This window comes from Pseudomonas sp. GD03858 (assembly GCF_029840925.1).
Classification (GTDB): domain Bacteria; phylum Pseudomonadota; class Gammaproteobacteria; order Pseudomonadales; family Pseudomonadaceae; genus Aquipseudomonas.
This window is the reverse complement of sequence record NZ_JAOCDM010000064.1, coordinates 14,623-30,127: the sequence shown is the minus strand read 5'-3', so window position 1 is coordinate 30,127 and position 15,505 is coordinate 14,623. Positions and strand designations below refer to the sequence as shown.

The 15,505-nt window shown below is 65.0% G+C and carries 13 protein-coding genes; 8 read left to right on the top strand and 5 right to left on the bottom strand.

All coding sequences use genetic code 11. The annotated features are described in order from the left end of the window. Positions 1-214: 214 nt before the first annotated feature. A complete protein-coding gene (locus tag N5D48_RS16685) occupies positions 215-859 on the bottom strand; it encodes an NlpC/P60 family protein (protein WP_279886272.1) in 645 nt (214 codons plus the stop codon). A gap of 157 nt (positions 860-1,016) precedes the next feature. Between N5D48_RS16685 and N5D48_RS16680 the strand changes: the two genes are divergently transcribed. Beyond that, entirely contained in the window at positions 1,017-1,442 is a 426-nt protein-coding gene (locus N5D48_RS16680; RefSeq protein ID WP_279886269.1) for a TM2 domain-containing protein, read from the top strand. Between the two features lie 87 nt (positions 1,443-1,529). On the opposite strand, the gene N5D48_RS16675 is transcribed toward N5D48_RS16680, so the two are convergent. The 3 genes from N5D48_RS16675 to N5D48_RS16665 all read right to left on the bottom strand — a co-directional run bounded on the left by N5D48_RS16675 (position 1,530) and on the right by N5D48_RS16665 (position 6,409). Continuing rightward, positions 1,530-2,228 (bottom strand): SPOR domain-containing protein, encoded by a 699-nt coding sequence (locus N5D48_RS16675; protein WP_279886264.1) that lies wholly within the window; start codon positions 2,226-2,228, stop codon positions 1,530-1,532. Position 2,229: 1 nt separating this feature from the next. Continuing rightward, a complete protein-coding gene (argS, locus tag N5D48_RS16670; protein WP_279886261.1) occupies positions 2,230-3,966 on the bottom strand; it encodes an arginine--tRNA ligase in 1,737 nt (578 codons plus the stop codon). A 223-nt stretch (positions 3,967-4,189) separates the two neighbouring features. Beyond that, positions 4,190-6,409: a primosomal protein N' gene (locus N5D48_RS16665; RefSeq protein WP_279886274.1), complete on the bottom strand. Its 2,220-nt coding sequence runs from the start codon at positions 6,407-6,409 to the stop codon at positions 4,190-4,192. 169 nt (positions 6,410-6,578) lie between these two features. Between N5D48_RS16665 and rpmE the strand changes: the two genes are divergently transcribed. The 3 genes from rpmE (at position 6,579) to N5D48_RS16650 (ending at position 9,066) form a co-directional block, all read left to right on the top strand. Next, positions 6,579-6,794, top strand: coding sequence for a 50S ribosomal protein L31 (gene rpmE / locus N5D48_RS16660; RefSeq protein WP_011531746.1), 216 nt, complete (start codon positions 6,579-6,581; stop codon positions 6,792-6,794). A gap of 2 nt (positions 6,795-6,796) precedes the next feature. Further along, the gene (locus N5D48_RS16655) at positions 6,797-7,618 is read left to right on the top strand and encodes a thermonuclease family protein (protein WP_279886259.1); all 822 of its coding nucleotides are present in this window, start codon (positions 6,797-6,799) and stop codon (positions 7,616-7,618) included. Between the two features lie 179 nt (positions 7,619-7,797). Beyond that, the gene (locus N5D48_RS16650) at positions 7,798-9,066 is read left to right on the top strand and encodes a malic enzyme-like NAD(P)-binding protein (RefSeq protein ID WP_279886257.1); all 1,269 of its coding nucleotides are present in this window, start codon (positions 7,798-7,800) and stop codon (positions 9,064-9,066) included. 186 nt (positions 9,067-9,252) lie between these two features. Here the strand turns inward: N5D48_RS16650 and N5D48_RS16645 are convergent, their stop codons facing one another. Continuing rightward, on the bottom strand, positions 9,253-11,706 hold the full coding sequence (locus tag N5D48_RS16645) for a penicillin-binding protein 1A (RefSeq protein WP_279886255.1): 2,454 nt from the start codon (positions 11,704-11,706) through the stop codon (positions 9,253-9,255). A 115-nt stretch (positions 11,707-11,821) separates the two neighbouring features. Between N5D48_RS16645 and pilM the strand changes: the two genes are divergently transcribed. The 4 genes from pilM to N5D48_RS16625 are packed head-to-tail and all read left to right on the top strand — an operon-like array spanning position 11,822 to position 15,504. Then, positions 11,822-12,763 (top strand): pilus assembly protein PilM, encoded by a 942-nt coding sequence (gene pilM, locus N5D48_RS16640; RefSeq protein WP_279886252.1) that lies wholly within the window; start codon positions 11,822-11,824, stop codon positions 12,761-12,763. Further along, complete coding sequence (locus N5D48_RS16635) at positions 12,760-13,299, top strand: PilN domain-containing protein (RefSeq protein ID WP_279886249.1); 540 nt, start codon at positions 12,760-12,762, stop codon at positions 13,297-13,299. Before pilM ends, N5D48_RS16635 begins: the two co-directional genes overlap by 4 nt. Beyond that, positions 13,296-14,312: a pilus assembly protein PilP gene (locus tag N5D48_RS16630; RefSeq protein ID WP_279886247.1), complete on the top strand. Its 1,017-nt coding sequence runs from the start codon at positions 13,296-13,298 to the stop codon at positions 14,310-14,312. The genes N5D48_RS16635 and N5D48_RS16630 overlap by 4 nt, the downstream gene beginning before the upstream one ends. Beyond that, positions 14,278-15,504, top strand: a complete 1,227-nt coding sequence (locus N5D48_RS16625) for a secretin N-terminal domain-containing protein (RefSeq protein ID WP_279886245.1) — start codon at positions 14,278-14,280, stop codon at positions 15,502-15,504. The genes N5D48_RS16630 and N5D48_RS16625 overlap by 35 nt, the downstream gene beginning before the upstream one ends. Position 15,505 lies beyond the last annotated feature (1 nt).

The window sequence follows — 15,505 nt, the reverse complement described above, 5'->3', positions numbered from 1 at the left end:
ACGCCTCGGCAAGGCCGCTCCTACAGGTTGGCGTGGTACCTGTGGGAGCGGTTTTAGCCGCGAACACCGGCGAAGCCGGTGCCATCCACCGTGTCGCTTGCTTCGCGGCTAAAGCCGCTCCCACAGGGTACGCACTGGCCGCGCAAGCATGGTTCCCTGTGCGACAGGGCAGTCCAACGGGCTGGGCGATCTCCCGCAGGGACTGCTGGGCGTTTCAGCGCTTGGCCAGGCTCAGCGCCTGTTGCTGCTTGGGCAGCACTCGCTTGGCCACCACGTAGTGCTTCTGCCAGTAAGGCTTCTCCAGGCTGTCGATGCTCACCCGCTTGCCGGTGCGTGGCGCGTGAATGAAGCGATCGTTGCCCAGGTAGATGGCCACATGGTTGACCCGGCGGCTCTTGATGTTGAAGAAGATCAGGTCGCCAGGCTTGAGGTCGCTCTTGGCCACCTGCACGCCCTGGCCCTGAGCCATGGCATTGGAGGTGCGCGGCAGATCGACGTCGGCCACATCGTTGAAGGCGTATTTGACCAGGCCGCTGCAGTCGAAACCTTTCTTCGGGCTGCTGCCACCCCAGCGATAGGGTGTGCCGAGTACGTTCACCGCGCGGCTGAGCACTTCGCTGCTCTGCTTCGGCGACATCGCCACGGCCTGCATGCCTACGTCATGTTGCCTGGCGGCGTTGGCCGGACGGGCCTGCAAGGTCGCTTTGCGGTACTGGATCGGGGTGCGTTTCACCGAGGTGTCGGCATTGGTCGTGTAGCCGGTGAATCCGCTGGGAAGTCGTTGCTCACGATTGGTGGCGTGGGCGGCCAGGGGCAATAAAAGGCAGAGGGTCAGCCATGTCTTGAAGAAAGGTGGCATAGATGAAGCTCTTATAAGTGTTGGCGCGCAACTTTATAACAGCTTTTTGATCAAATTCTGATCCGTTGGTCGCTCGACCACGTACCATATGTCGGGTCGAAACGGAAAAGTCACATTTTCCGTTAGAAAATTTTCGGCTAACCCACGAGGGCTTCGAATGAATGGTTATCAACAGGGTGCGCCTGCGCACGACACCCACAGCAAGGTCCTCGGCTATCTGTTGTGGATATTCGGCTTCACCGGCTCGCACCGCTTCTACTACGGCAAGCCGATCACCGGGACGATCTGGTTCTTCACCCTGGGCTTGCTGGGCATCGGCTGGTTGATCGACCTGTTCCTGATCCCGTCGATGGACCGCGAGGCGGACATGCGTTTCGAGTCCGGTGGCGTGGACTACAACCTGGCGTGGATTCTCCTGACCTTCCTGGGCATCTTCGGCGTGCATCGCCTGTACCAGGGCAAGTGGATCAGCGCGCTGCTCTACCTGTTCACCGGCGGCTTGTTCCTGCTGGGCGTGCTGTACGACTTCTGGACGCTCAACAGCCAGATTTCCCAGGTCAACGCCGAGCGGCGCCGGGTTTGATAGCGGCAAGCTACGAGCCACAAGCTGCAAGAAGAGGTACAGGTCGATCCTGCTTTTTCTTGACGCTTGAAGCTCGTAGCTTGGCGCTTACTGGCGGCGTTGTTGCAGCAGTAGGTTGCTGAAGCCCGCGCCAGCCAGTTGCTTCTGCGCCACGGTCAACTGTTCGCGGTTGCTGAACGGGCCGACCATCACGCGGTACCAGGTCTCTTCCTTGACCGTGCCCGACTCCACCTTGACCGCCTGGCCGAGCAGAATGATCTGCGCCCGGACCTTGTCGGCGTCCGCCTGCTTGCGGAACGAGCCGGCCTGCAGGAAGAACTGGGTGGTGGTCGCCGGCTTGATCACCGGCGGGGCCGGCGGCGGCGTCTGCCCCATCAGGGCGGCCTGGGCGCGAGCGGTGTCGATCTTCGCCGCTTCGGCGGGCGTGACCGGCGTGCTCGGCACGGGCGGTTGCGCCGGAACCGGTGGCGTCTTCTCTGGCACCGCTTCTGGCGGCACGATCACCTCCGACTCCGGCAGCAGGGTATAGAAGTCGTACTTCGGCTTCACCGGCTGCTGTGGTGTCGGGGTGGTGGTCTTGCTCGCCTCGACCTTCTCCGATTTTTGCTGCTCGGGCTTGGTGCGCTTGATGTCCTCGCCGCCCGGTTCGAGCTTCATCAGGAACACGATGAATGCACCCACGGTCAGGCCGACCGCCAGCCACACCCAGCCCGGGATCGGCTGCTTGGCGGGTGGCTGGTGACGGCTGGCGCCGCGCTTCGGCGCGGGCTTTTTCTTTGCAGCCAACTTACATGCGCTCCAGGGTTTCCAGGCCGAGCAGCTCCAGGCCCTGCTTGAGGGTGCGACCGGTCAGGGCGGCCAGGCGCAGGCGGCTCTGCTGCTGTTCGGCGGTTTCGGCGGACAGGATCGGGCAGTTCTCGTAGAAGCTGGAGAATAGGCCGGCGAGGTCGTACAGGTAGCTGCACAGCACGTGTGGCGTGCCTTTTTCGGCGACGTTGTTCAGGATTTCGCCGAACTGCGCCAGGCGCGCGGCGAGGTCCTGCTCGTGGGCCGCCTGCAGGACGATCTTGCCCTCGACTTCGTCGAAACCCTTGCCCAGTTTGCGGAACACGCCAGCCACGCGGGTGTAGGCGTACAGCAGGTACGGGGCGGTGTTGCCTTCGAAGTTGAGCATCAGCTCGAAGTTGAAGCTGTAGTCGCTGGTGCGGTGCTTCGACAGGTCGGCGTACTTGACCGCGCCGATGCCGACCACTTCGCCGATGTGGCGCAGTTCGTCCTCGGCCAGCGACGGGTTCTTTTCCTTGACCAGCGCGTAGGCGCGGTCTTTGGCCTCGGTCAGCAGGTCGATCAGCTTGACGGTGCCGCCGTCGCGGGTCTTGAACGGACGGCCATCGGCGCCGTTCATGGTGCCGAAGCCCATGTGCTCCATTTTCATCGGATGGCCGATGAAGCCGGCGCGGCGGGCCACTTCGAACACCTGGTTGAAGTGCAGGGCCTGACGTTGGTCGACGAAGTACAGGGCGCGATCGGCGTTCAGTTTATTGCTGCGATAGCGCACGGCGGCCAGGTCGGTGGTGGCGTACAGGTAGCCGCCGTCGGCCTTCTGCACGATCACCGGCAGCGGCTCGCCCTCGGCATTCTTGAATTCCTCGAGGAACACGCACTGGGCGCCCTGGTCCTCGACCAGCAGGCTCTTGGCCTTGAGGTCGGCGACCACGTTGGCCAGGTCGGCGTTGTAGGCGCTCTCGCCCATCACGTCGGCCATGGTCAGCTTGACGTTGAGCAGCTCGTAGGTCTTCTGGCAGTGCGACAGCGAGATGTCCTTGAAGCGCGTCCACAGGGCCATGCACTCTGGGTCGCCGGCCTGCAGCTTGACCACCAGGCCGCGAGCGCGGGTGGCGAAGTCCTCGGACTCGTCGAAGCGCTTCTTGGCGGCGCGGTAGAAGTTCTCCAGGTCCGACAGCTCGTCGCTGGTGATCGGGTTCTCTTCGAGGTAGGCCAGCAGCATGCCGAACTGGGTGCCCCAGTCGCCCACGTGGTTCTGGCGGACCACCGTGTCGCCAAGGAACTCCAGTACGCGGGCCACGCTGTCGCCGATGATGGTCGAGCGCAGGTGGCCGACATGCATCTCCTTGGCCAGGTTCGGCGCCGACATGTCGATCACCACCTTCTCGGTCGGGCCGGCCTTGCGCACGCCCAGGTGCCCATCGGCCAGGGCCGCGTCCAGGCGGGAGGCCAGGGCGTCGGTGTTCTGGAAGAAGTTCAGGAAGCCAGGACCTGCGATCTCGACCTTGGTGATGTCGGCGCTGGCCGGCAGGGCCTCGATGAGCTTCTCGGCCAGGTCGCGTGGCTTCATGCCGGCCGGCTTGGCCAGCATCATGGCGATGTTGCTGGCGAAGTCACCGTGGGTCTTGTCCCGGGCGTTTTCCACCTGGATCGCCGGCGTCAGCCCGTCAGGCAGCACACCGTCGGTGACGAGTTGGGTGAGGGCTTGCTGGATCAGCTGGCGAATGGTGTCTTTCATGGGGTTCTCTTTTCGACCGCAAGCGCGGTGCAGCGCTTCGATGCGCAGGTGGAAAAACTGGGCATTATCCGTTGCCGGGGGCGGGTTGCCAACCTTTGAGCGGCAAGCTGCAAGCTGCAAGCGGCAAGCGGCAAGAAAAAGCAGCATCGCATCCGTAATGCTCTTGCTTGCAGCTTGCAGCTTGCAGCTTGCCGCTTGCCGCTTGCAGCTTGCCGCTTGCCGCTCAATAAAGGTCGACCGGGTCGACATCCAGCGACCAGCGTACTTGCCGCCCCGAAGGCATCTGCTCCAACACTAGCAACCAGGCACTGATCAGTCGATGCAGCGGTGCCCGGGCATTGGCCTGGAGCAACAATTGCGCACGGAAGCGCCCCGCCCGTCGCTCCATGGGCGCCGGGACCGGCCCCAGCAGCTCGATGCCGTGCAGGCCTTGCTCGGCGAGCACGCGCTCGGCGGCGGCGCAGGCCTCGTCGAGAAAGCCCTCGGCCTGGCCTGGCTTGTGCGCATCGGCGCGCAGCAGCGCCAGGTGGGCGAAGGGTGGCAGGCCGGCGGCGCGGCGCTCGCTCAGCGCCTGCTCGGCGAAGGCGAAGTAGCCCTGCTCGGTCAGTTGCACCAGCAGCGGGTGGTCCGCCAGGTGGGTCTGCACGATCACCTTGCCCGGCTCCTCGGCCCGCCCGGCCCGCCCGGCGACCTGCACGATCAGCTGGGCCATGCGCTCGCTGGCGCGGAAGTCGCCGGAGAACAGCCCGCCGTCGGCGTCGAGGATGGCCACCAGGGTGACCCGCGGAAAGTGGTGCCCCTTGGCCAGCATCTGGGTGCCGACCAGGATGCTCGGCTGGCCGCGCTGGATGGTGGCGAACAGGTTGTGCATGGCGTCCTTGCGCGAGGTGCTGTCGCGGTCCACACGCAGGATCGGGTACTCGGGGAACAGCACCTTCAGGCGCTCCTCGGCCCGCTCGGTGCCGGCGCCCACCGGGCGCAGGTCGACGTGGGCGCACTGCGGGCACTGCAGCGGCAGGCGCTCGTCGTAGCCGCAATGGTGACAGCGCAGCACGGCGGAGCGCTGATGCACGGTCATGCGCGCGTCGCAGCGCGGGCACTCGGAGAGCCAGCCGCAGTCGTGGCACAGCAACGTAGGGGCGAAACCGCGGCGGTTGAGAAATACCAGCACTTGCTGGCCAGCTTCCAGCGTCTGGCGGATGGCTTGCTGCAGCGGGCCGCTGATACCGCTGTCCAGCGGCAGGCTGCGCACGTCCAGGCGCAGGAAACGTGGGGCCTTGGCGCCACCGGCGCGCTGATTCATGCGCAACAGGCCGTAACGGCCGCTGTGGGCGTTGTGCAGGCTTTCCAGCGACGGTGTGGCCGAGCCCAGCAGGATCGGGATGTTTTCCTGGTGTGCCCGCACCACGGCCAGGTCGCGGGCGTGGTAGCGCAGGCCTTCCTGCTGTTTATAGGAACCGTCGTGTTCCTCGTCGATGATGATCAGGCCCGGGTTCTTCATCGGCGTGAACAGCGCCGAGCGAGTGCCGATGATGATGTCGGCGTCGCCGTCGCGGGCCGCCAGCCAGGCATCCAGGCGCTCGCGGTCGCCCACCGCCGAGTGCAGCAGGGCGATGCGCGCGTTGAAGCGTTGCTCGAAGCGTTGCAGGGTCTGCGGGCCGAGGTTGATCTCGGGAATCAGGATCAGGGCCTGTTTGCCGGCTTCGAGGGTTTCACGAATCAGTTGCAGGTACACCTCGGTCTTGCCGCTGCCGGTGACGCCGGCCAGCAGGAAGGCGTGGAACGCGCCGAAACCTGCACGCACGGCCTCGAAGGCCGCGCGCTGCTCGTCGTTGAGCGGCAGTTCCGGCTGCGCCAGCCAGTGCTCGTGGCGGGGAGCAGGGAGGTGGCGCCGCACCTCGACCTCGACCAGCTCCTTGGCCAGCAGCAGGTCGAGGCTGTCCTTGTTCAGGCCGAGCTTGCTCAGCAGGCTGTGGGCCACGCCGTGCGGGTGTTGCGACAGGGTCTTGAGGGCGTCGCGCTGGCGCGGCGCGCGGGCGATGCGAGGGTCTTCCAGGCGTGCGCCGGAGGCGACGTGCCAGAAGCGCTCCTGGCGCGCCTCGGCGGGTTCGCCCTGGCGCAGCAGGGTCGGCAGCGCCCAGTTCAGGGTGTCGCCCAGGCTGTGCTGGTAGTACTGGGCTGTCCACAGGCACAGCCTGAACAGCGCCGGTGGCAGTGGCGAGACCGGGTCGAGCAGCGCGCTGGCCGGCTTGAGCTTGTCGGCGGGCACTTCGCTGCGCTCGGCGACTTCCACCAGCACGCCGATCATCTCGCGGCGGCCAAACGGCACGCGGATGCGCATGCCGGGGGTCAGTGCCTGGCGCGCCATGCTCGCGGTGGCCCGGTAGTCGAACAGGCGACGCAGGGGCGAGGGCAAGGCAAGGCGCAGGATGACGTCGGACACGCGGAAGGTCTCTGGAGGGTATTTCACGAATCAGGCGAGCCTAGCAGACGACGGTCGGTGCAAGCGACAACTTGCGTTGGCCCGGCGCTCTGGTATTATTCGCCGCCTAATTACGTGCGGTATTCAACAATAGGTGTTGGGTGGCGGCACGCAGCTCGAGGAAGTGACCATGAAAGCAGATATTCATCCGAACTACGAAGTAGTTGCAGTCACCTGCAGCTGCGGCAACAAGTTTGAAACCCGTTCGACCCTGGGCAGCGTCCTGGCGATCGACGTTTGCAACCTGTGCCACCCGTTCTACACCGGTAAGCAGAAAGTCCTGGACACCGGTGGTCGCGTACAGAAGTTCGCCGATCGCTTCGGTATGTTCGGTACCAAGAAGTAATCATGCGCATGGCGAATCTTTCGAGGTTCGCGTTGCCGCAAAAGAAGGCGCTCCTCGTGAGCGCCTTTTTTGTGGGCGCGATCTGGCACTTTCCCGCGCAAGCGTTCTGTCCGCTACCCGGTCAGCCACAACAGGTGGCCGTGCGCAGCGTGGTCGACGGCGACACCGTGCGCCTGGTCGACGGCCGCAGTGTGCGGCTGATCGGTATCAACGCCCCTGAGATCGGGCGCAAGGGGCGGACCAGCGAACCCTATGCCGAGGCGGCGAAGCAGCGGCTGCAGGCGCTGGTCAAGGCCAGCGACGGCCGTGTCGGGCTGGTTCCGGGTGTCGAGTCCAAGGACAAGTACGGGCGCACCCTGGCGCATCTGTATAGCCGCAATGGCGACAATATGGAGGCGCAACTGCTCAGCGAAGGCCTTGGCTACCGGGTCGCCGTTGCGCCCAACGTGGACTTGGCGGCGTGCCAGCAGCAGGCCGAGCAGCAGGCGCGCAAGGCCAGAGCGGGGATCTGGCGGCAGTCGCCGGTGCAGCGGACGCAGGATCTGCGGCAGTCTGGCTTTGCCGTCATCGGCGGCAAAATCAACGGCATCGAACGCAATCGCGGCGGTGTCTGGCTGGAACTCGACGACGCCGTGGTGCTGCAGATACCCGCTCGTCTGCAGCGCAACTTCCCTGCCAGCTTCTTCGCTAACCTCAAGGGGCGCCAGGTCGAGGCGCGTGGCTGGGTGCTGGACCGTTCCCGCAAGGGAGGGCTCAAGCCTGGGCAGCGGCGCTGGGTGTTGCCCTTGACCGACCCGAGCATGTTGGAGCGCCTTTCTGGCTAAATAGTTGTAGACATTTTGCTATTGGATTGTACACACTGGCTCCCGTAAGCCCCGTGGGTTATAGCGTAAAGTCGTAGGCTAAAGGCCTTGACACATAGTGACCGGGCAGTCTTGTCGCCCCCCGGCACTTTGCGTATCCTCGGCGGTCCGTCAGAACAGTAAATAGCGGAATGCCCATCATGTCAGACCTGAAAACCGCCGCTCTCGAATACCACGCTCAGCCTCGTCCGGGGAAACTGAGCGTCGAGCTCTCCAAGCCAACCGCCACCGCCCGTGACCTCGCCCTGGCCTACAGCCCGGGCGTCGCCGAGCCTGTGCGCGAGATCGGCCGTGATCCGGAGCTGGCCTACAAATACACCGGCAAGGGCAACCTGGTCGCGGTGATTTCCGACGGTACCGCGATCCTTGGTCTGGGTGACCTGGGTCCGCTGGCCTCGAAGCCGGTCATGGAAGGCAAGGGTGTTCTGTTCAAGCGTTTCGCCGGTATCGACGTGTTCGACATCGAAGTCGAATCGGAAAGCCCGCAGGCCTTCATCGACACCGTTCGCCGCATCTCCATCACCTTCGGCGGCATCAACCTCGAAGACATCAAGGCACCGGAGTGCTTCGAGATCGAGCGCACCCTGATCGAGCAGTGCGACATCCCGGTATTCCACGATGACCAGCACGGCACCGCGATCGTTACCGCCGCCGGCATGATCAACGCCCTGGAAATCGCCGGCAAGAAACTCGAAGACGCCAAGATCGTCTGCCTGGGTGCCGGCGCCGCGGCCATCTCCTGCATGAAGCTGCTGGTGAGCATGGGCGCCAAGGTCGAGAACATCTTCATGATCGACCGTAGCGGTGTGATCCACGCCGGCCGTGACGACCTGAACCAGTACAAGGCCCAGTTCGCCCACGCCACCGACAAGCGCACCCTGGCCGACGCCCTGGACGGTGCCGACGTGTTCGTCGGCCTGTCTGGTCCGAACCTGCTGAGCCCCGAAGGCCTGAAGTCGATGGCGGCCAACCCGATCGTGTTCGCCTGCTCGAACCCGGATCCGGAAATCAAGCCGGAGCTGGCCCACGCCACCCGCAGCGATGTGATCATGGCCACCGGTCGCTCCGACTACCCGAACCAGGTCAACAACGTGCTGGGCTTCCCGTTCATCTTCCGCGGTGCCCTGGACGTTCGCGCCAAGCGCATCAACGAAGAAATGAAGATCGCCGCCGCCATCGCCCTGAAGGACCTGGCCAAGCTGCCAGTGCCCAAGGAAGTCTGCGACGCCTACGGCGTGCAGGCCCTGGAGTTCGGTCGCGAGTACATCATTCCGAAGCCGCTGGATGCACGCCTGATCACCGTGGTTTCCGATGCCGTGGCCAAGGCCGCCATCGAGTCCGGCGTGGCCACCCTGCCGTATCCGAAGCACTACCCGCTGAAAAGCGTGGATGATGTGTTCAACGGTTAATCCGTTGTAGCGACATGAAAAAGCCCCGGTTCGTGAGAACCGGGGCTTTTTGTTTGTTTTTGGGTTCACCGAAGCCACTGTGGGAGCGGGTTTACCCGCGAAATAATCTGTGGCTTCGCTGAAGCCTTCGCGGGTAAACCCGCTCCCACAGGATCGAAGTTGCCTTTGCGGTTGTCGTTTGCCTGATCAGAACAGATCCATCGGCGCCGCTTCATCCGCTGGCAGCGGGCTGCCTGGCGCCACGCCATTGCCCAGCTCGTCCACCGAAGGCGGGGTGTCCTCGGCCTTGAACAGCTCGAAGTAGGCGTTAGGCGTGCTCGGCGTGGCGGCGCGGCCGCTGACCGGGTCCACGCGCAGGCTGAGAATGCCCTCCGGCTCGGCTGGCGGATGCTCCGGCATGCCCTTGAGCGCCGCGCCCATGAAGCTCATCCAGATCGGCAGGGCCACGGTGCCGCCGTACTCGCGGCGCCCCAGCGTTTCCGGCTGGTCGAAGCCCACCCATACGGTCGTGACGTAGTCGGCGTTGTAGCCGGAGAACCAGGCGTCCTTGGACTCGTTGGTGGTGCCGGTCTTGCCCGCCAGGTCCGAGCGCCCGAGCGCCAAGGCACGGCGGCCGGTGCCGCGCTTGATCACGTCCTGCAGCATGCTGGTGAGAATGTACGAGGTGCGGCCATCGATGATCTGCTCGGCCAGCACCGGCGCCTGCGCCACCGGGGCGCTCGGGGCGGCGGCGGAGAGCGCCTCGCCCGGCATCGGTGCGACGCTGATCGCCTGCTCGGGGGCGGCAGCGCCGGCCTGGTCCTGCTGCCCTTGAGGCACGCGCGGCGGATTGGCGGTGAACAGCGTCTCGCCATTGCGGCTCTCGATGCGCTCGATCAGGTACGGGTTGATCTTGTAGCCGCCGTTGGCGAACGCACTCCAGCCGGTGGCGATCTCCATTGGCGTCAGGGTCGCGGTGCCCAGTGCCAGCGACAGGTTGGGCGGCAGATCCTGCTTGTTGAAGCCGAACTTGGCGATGTAGTCGATGGTGCGGTTCACGCCCATGGCCTGCAGCAGGCGGATCGACACCAGGTTGCGCGACTTGTACAGCGCCTCGCGCATGCGGATCGGGCCAAGGAAGGTGTTGGTGTCGTTCTTCGGGCGCCAGACCTTGTCCAGGTACTCGTCGACGAACACGATCGGAGCGTCGTTGACCAGGCTGGCGGCGGTGTAGCCACTGTCCAGGGCCGCGCTATAGACGAAGGGCTTGAAGCTCGAACCTGGCTGGCGTTTGGCCTGCATGGCGCGGTTGTAGTTGCTCTGCTCGAAGGAGAACCCGCCGACCAGGGCGCGAATCGCACCATTGCTCGGGTCGAGGGTCACCAGCGCGCTCTGGGCGCCTGGCACCTGGCTGAACTTGAGCTTGCCGTCGTCCAGGCGCTGGATGCGGATCAGGTCGCCCACCTGGGCCACGTCGGCCGGGGACTGCGGCGAGCGTCCCTGGGCGTTGCTGTTGAGGTACGGGCGCGCCCACTTCATGGTGTCCCAGGCCACCTCCTCTTCCATGCCGCCACGGGTCATCACCTTCAGTCCGTTCTTCTCGACCTGGGTGACGATCGCCGGCTCCAGCCCGCCAAGGGTGCGCTGCTTGCTCAGCTCCTGCAGCCAGGCGGCGCGGGGCTTGCCGGGGAAGCGTGATTCCGGACCACGGTAGCCATGGCGCTCGTCGTACTCGGAAAGCCCGTTGAGCACTGCGTTGTTGGCCATTCGCTGCATGTCGCTCGGCACCGTGGTGGTGACCCGGAAGCCCTCGGTGTAGGCGTCGCTGCCGTAGCGGCCGACCATCTCGGCGCGGGCCATCTCGGCGACATAGGGGGCGTTCACTTCCGGGGTCGGCACGTGGTAGCTGGCGTTCAGCGGTTCGGCCAGGGCGGCCTGGTAGCTGGCTTCGTCGATCTTGCCGAGCTTGTACATGCGCCCGAGAATCCAGTCGCGGCGCTCCTTGGCGCGCACCGGATTGGCCAGCGGGTTGAAGCGCGACGGCGCCTTGGGCAGGCCGGCGATCATGGCCATCTGCGCCAGGCTGACGTCACGGATCGACTTGCCGTAGTACACCTGCGCCGCCGCATCGATGCCGTAGGCACGGTTGCCCAGGTAGATCTTGTTGACGTACAGCTCGAGGATCTCGTCCTTGGTCAGCTCGCGCTCGATCTGCAGGGCCAGGAGGATTTCGTTGGTCTTGCGCGAGAAGCTGCGCTCGCTGGTGAGGAAGAAGTTCTTCGCCACCTGCATGGTGATGGTGCTGCCGCCGGTCTGGATATGCCCGGACTTGAGCAACTGCGTGGCGGCACGCATCAGGCTGCTCGGGTCGACGCCGTAGTGGTTGAGGAAATTGTCGTCCTCGGCCGAGAGAAGCGCCTGGATGAACTGTGGGGGAATTTCCTCGAACTTGATGGGCGAGCGGCGCATTTCGCCGAACTCGGCAATCAGCTTGCCATCGCTGCTGTACACCCTCAGGGGGATTTGCAACTGGACGCTTCTGAGCGAATCGACCGAGGGCAGGCTAGGGCTAAGATACAGAAACGCACCGCTCACACCGAGTACGAGCGCGCAGATGACTGCGACGAAAGACCACCAGAAAAACTTCAGCAGGCGTATCAAGGCTTTGGGGTGTCCTGGTTGAGGAGTGAAGGGCGCGCAGGGCCGGCGGACAGGAAAATTCGCTGGGCATTATAAGCAATTTTCGCCTCACCGGGTGACCGCCCGGGACCGGGCGATGACCGCCTGCGCGGCGATGGCGCGGGCTGACGCCGACAAGGAAGTGACAGTCATGCTTGGACGCTTTGGCAGGGGGCCGGGTTCACTGCTGGGTGTGGAAATCGCCCACGACTCCATACGAATGCTGCAGCTGCATCGCCGACGTGGACGCTACCAGGTTGCCGGTTGGGCGCAGGAACCCTTCGAGTCACCGCTGCGTGGACCGCACCCGCTGGATGACGCCGAGGTGCTGGTCAGGACGCTGCGCCAGGCGCATGCCCGCTGTGCGACCGGTCAACGACAGGTGGCGCTGGCACTGCCGGCTTCCCAGGTGATCTGCAAGGTTTGCCGGATACCCGTCGACGCGGGCGAACTCGGTGTCGAGTCTCGCTTGCTCGACCAGGCCGATCGGCTTTTTCCCTTTCCGTTGGACGATCTTGCCCTGGACTTCCAGCTGCTGGGTGTGTCCGCAGACGACCCGAGGCAGTTCGACGTACTGGTCGCCGCGTGCCGGCAAAGCCAGATCGATCCGTTCGAGCAGTTGTTCGCGCAGGCCGATCTACGGGTGATGGCGGTGGAAGTGGACAGTATCGCGTTGCGCCGAGCGCTGGTGCCGGAGGGGTGTGCCGACAAGGTCATTCTCCAGTGGGATACGGGCGAAATGGTCATGCATGGTTGGCAGGGCGAAGGGATAGCGCAGCGCCGGCAGGTCGTGTTGACGTCACCCGATCAGTGGCTGGAGGGTGCCGAGCGCCTCTGGCGACTGTGCGGCGTCCCGGCCGCCGAACTGCTGCTGACTGGCCGCCTGGGCGGTGCCAAGCAGGCGGGGCAGCTTGCCGAGCGGCTCGGGGTGCCCTGTCGATGCGCCTGCCCGACCCTGCTGGCGGGGCTGGGCGGTACCCAGGCAGTGGGCGTGTCCATGGCGCTGGTCTATGGGCTCGCGCTGGGAGGGCTGGCATGAAGGTGCGACTCAACCTGATGCCCTGGCGCGAGCAGCGCAGGGCGAGTGCCGTGCGACGTTTTCAGCTTGTGCTGGTGGCCAGCCTGGTGGCGGCGCTGCTTGCGGTGATGGCGCTCGACCAGGCGGCCCGTGCCCGCCTGGCGCGACAGGTCGAGGCGGTGGGCAGACAGCAGTTGGCGCTCGACAGACTGGAGACGACGGCGGCACGGATCGATCAGCTGCGGGAGGCCCGCCGTGCTGTCGAGGCGCAGCGAAGCGCATTGGCGACGTTGCGCGGCGGGCAGGCGTTGATACCTGATCTGTTCCGTGGTCTCGAGCAGGCCATGCCCGAAGGTGCGCAATTGATCGAGATATCCCTGGAGGAGGAGCGTTTGCGCTTGACCGGGTTGGCGGCGTCGGCCTCGGTGGTCGCACAGTTCATGCGCGGGCTGCAGCGAATGGGAGATATACGGGACCTTGAGCTCGTACACCTTCGCCACCAGGCACGGGGCGACGAATTCCTGCTGGTTGGGCGTCTCTTGGCCAGCGAGCCATGAAGAGTCTGCGACATCCCGGTTGGCAGGGGCTGGCGGGCCGGGCGCCGTGGTTCCGGGGGCTGGCGGTCCTGCTGCTGGTGCTGATGGTCGTCGTGGCGGGTTACTTCATTCGGATCAGGGCGCCGAGCCAGGCATATGCCGAGGCGGTGGCGCTGGAGCGGCGGGGGTTGCAGGTGCTCGAGGCGCGCGAGGGGCTGATCGCTGACCTCGAGGTCGAGCGGCAGGTGCTGGCGCAGACCGAGCAGCACCTGGGCATGGAGCGATGGCGGCTCGATGCCGGAGAGGGCATGAGTGAACTGCTCGACGAGCTGGCGATGTCCGGCCATGAGCATGGCCTGCTGTTCGAACGTCTCGATGTGCTCGATGGTCGGCAGGTCTCGGGGTATCGACTGATCCCGTTGGAGTTGCGTGTGCGGGGGCATTACCCGGCGTTACGGGCGTGGCTGGAGCAATGGTTGCGGCGCTTGCGCCTGCTGAGCGTATCCCGGTTCGAACTGGCCATGCATGCCGAGTCCGGGTTGCTGGTCGCGCAGGTGCAGCTGCATGCCTATCAGTCCGACGAAGCGTTGCCAGTGCCGCAGGCGTTGGCGGACGAGCCAGCCCGCGTGGCCATTGCGCCTGGCACGTTCGATCCGTTTCGAGCCTGGTCATTCCAGCGTGCGGAGGATGGGCTCGCTCGCGTTCCGCTGGAGCAGCTGGAGATGGTCGGCAGCCTTTCCCAAGGCGGTCGTCATGTGGCCTTGCTGCGTTCGGGCGGGCGCATCTATCGAGTCGCTGCGGGAGCGCGGCTGGGGCGCGATGACGGGGTCGTGGAAACCATCGACGCGGGGCAGGTCACGGTGCGCGAGCGCATCTACATCGGCGGTGGCTGGCAGGATCGCCAGCGCTTTCTGGCACTTGCCAAGAGTGCGCCAAGGGAGGTCGGGTATGAAGCTGGGATGCAGGCGGGGAGGGGCGGCAACGATACTGCTACTGGGCATGCATGCAGCGCTGGCGGTCGAGCATCGCAATGAGCCGCTGTCGCTCAATTTCCAGGACGTGGAAGTGCGTTCGGTGCTGCAGATCATGGCCGATCATGCGGGTATCAACCTGGTCGCCAGCGACGCGGTGCAGGGGCGGATCACCTTGCGTCTCGAGGATGTACCCTGGGGCCAGGCACTGGATCTGGTCTTGCGCAGCAAGGGGCTGGGCCGGCGCCAGGAGGGCAATGTACTGCTGGTCGCGCCACTGGCCGAGCTTGCCGAGCGCTCCCTGGGGGCGCGACAGGAGCAGGTGCTGGAGGCGCAACTGCAACCGTTGCATCGTGAACTGATTCCGGTCAGCCATGCCAAGGCCTCGGAGTTGGCCGAACTGCTGCTGGCAAGCCTGGCCGATGACGGCATCCTGACGGGGCGCGGCAGCCTGGGCGTGGACGCGCGGACCAACACCCTGGTGGTCACGCAGCCCGCTGAGCGCCTGGCCGAGCTGCGCAAGCTGGTGGCGCAGCTGGATGTGCCGGTGCGCCAGGTGATGATCGAGGCGCGTATCGTCGAGGCCGGCGTCGACTATGAAAAGAGCCTGGGCGTGCGCTGGGGTGGTCCGTTGTACGGTCAGGGTGGCCGGCTGGGCAGCGAGCTGTTCGTCGATCTCGGCGTCGAGCGGGCCACGAGCGGACTCGGCGTGGGCCTGCTGCGCAGTGACATCCTGCTCGACCTGGAGCTCAGTGCCATGGAGAAGAGCGGCAACGGCGAAATCATCTCCCAGCCGAAGGTCGTCACGGCCGACAAGGAAACCGCGCGCATCCTCAAGGGCACTGAGGTGCCTTACCAGGAGACCAGCAAAAGTGGCGCGACCTCGATTTCCTTCCGCGAGGCTTCGCTGTCGCTGGAGGTGACGCCGCAGATCACCCCGGACGGCAAGGTGCTCATGGAGGTGCGGGTGACCAAGGACGAACCGGATTTCGTCAACGCGCTGAACAATGTCCCGCCGATACGCAAGAACGAGGTCAATGCCAAGGTCCGGATCAGCGATGGGCAGACCATTGTGATTGGTGGCGTGTACTCGACGTCGCAGAACAAAGTGGTCGACAAGGTGCCATTTTTCGGTGATCTGCCGTATGTTGGACGGCTGTTTCGACGCGATGCATTACAAGAGAAAAAATCCGAGCTGCTGGTCTTCCTGACTCCGCGTATCATGAGTGACCAGGCGATTGCTGTGAGTCGTTGAT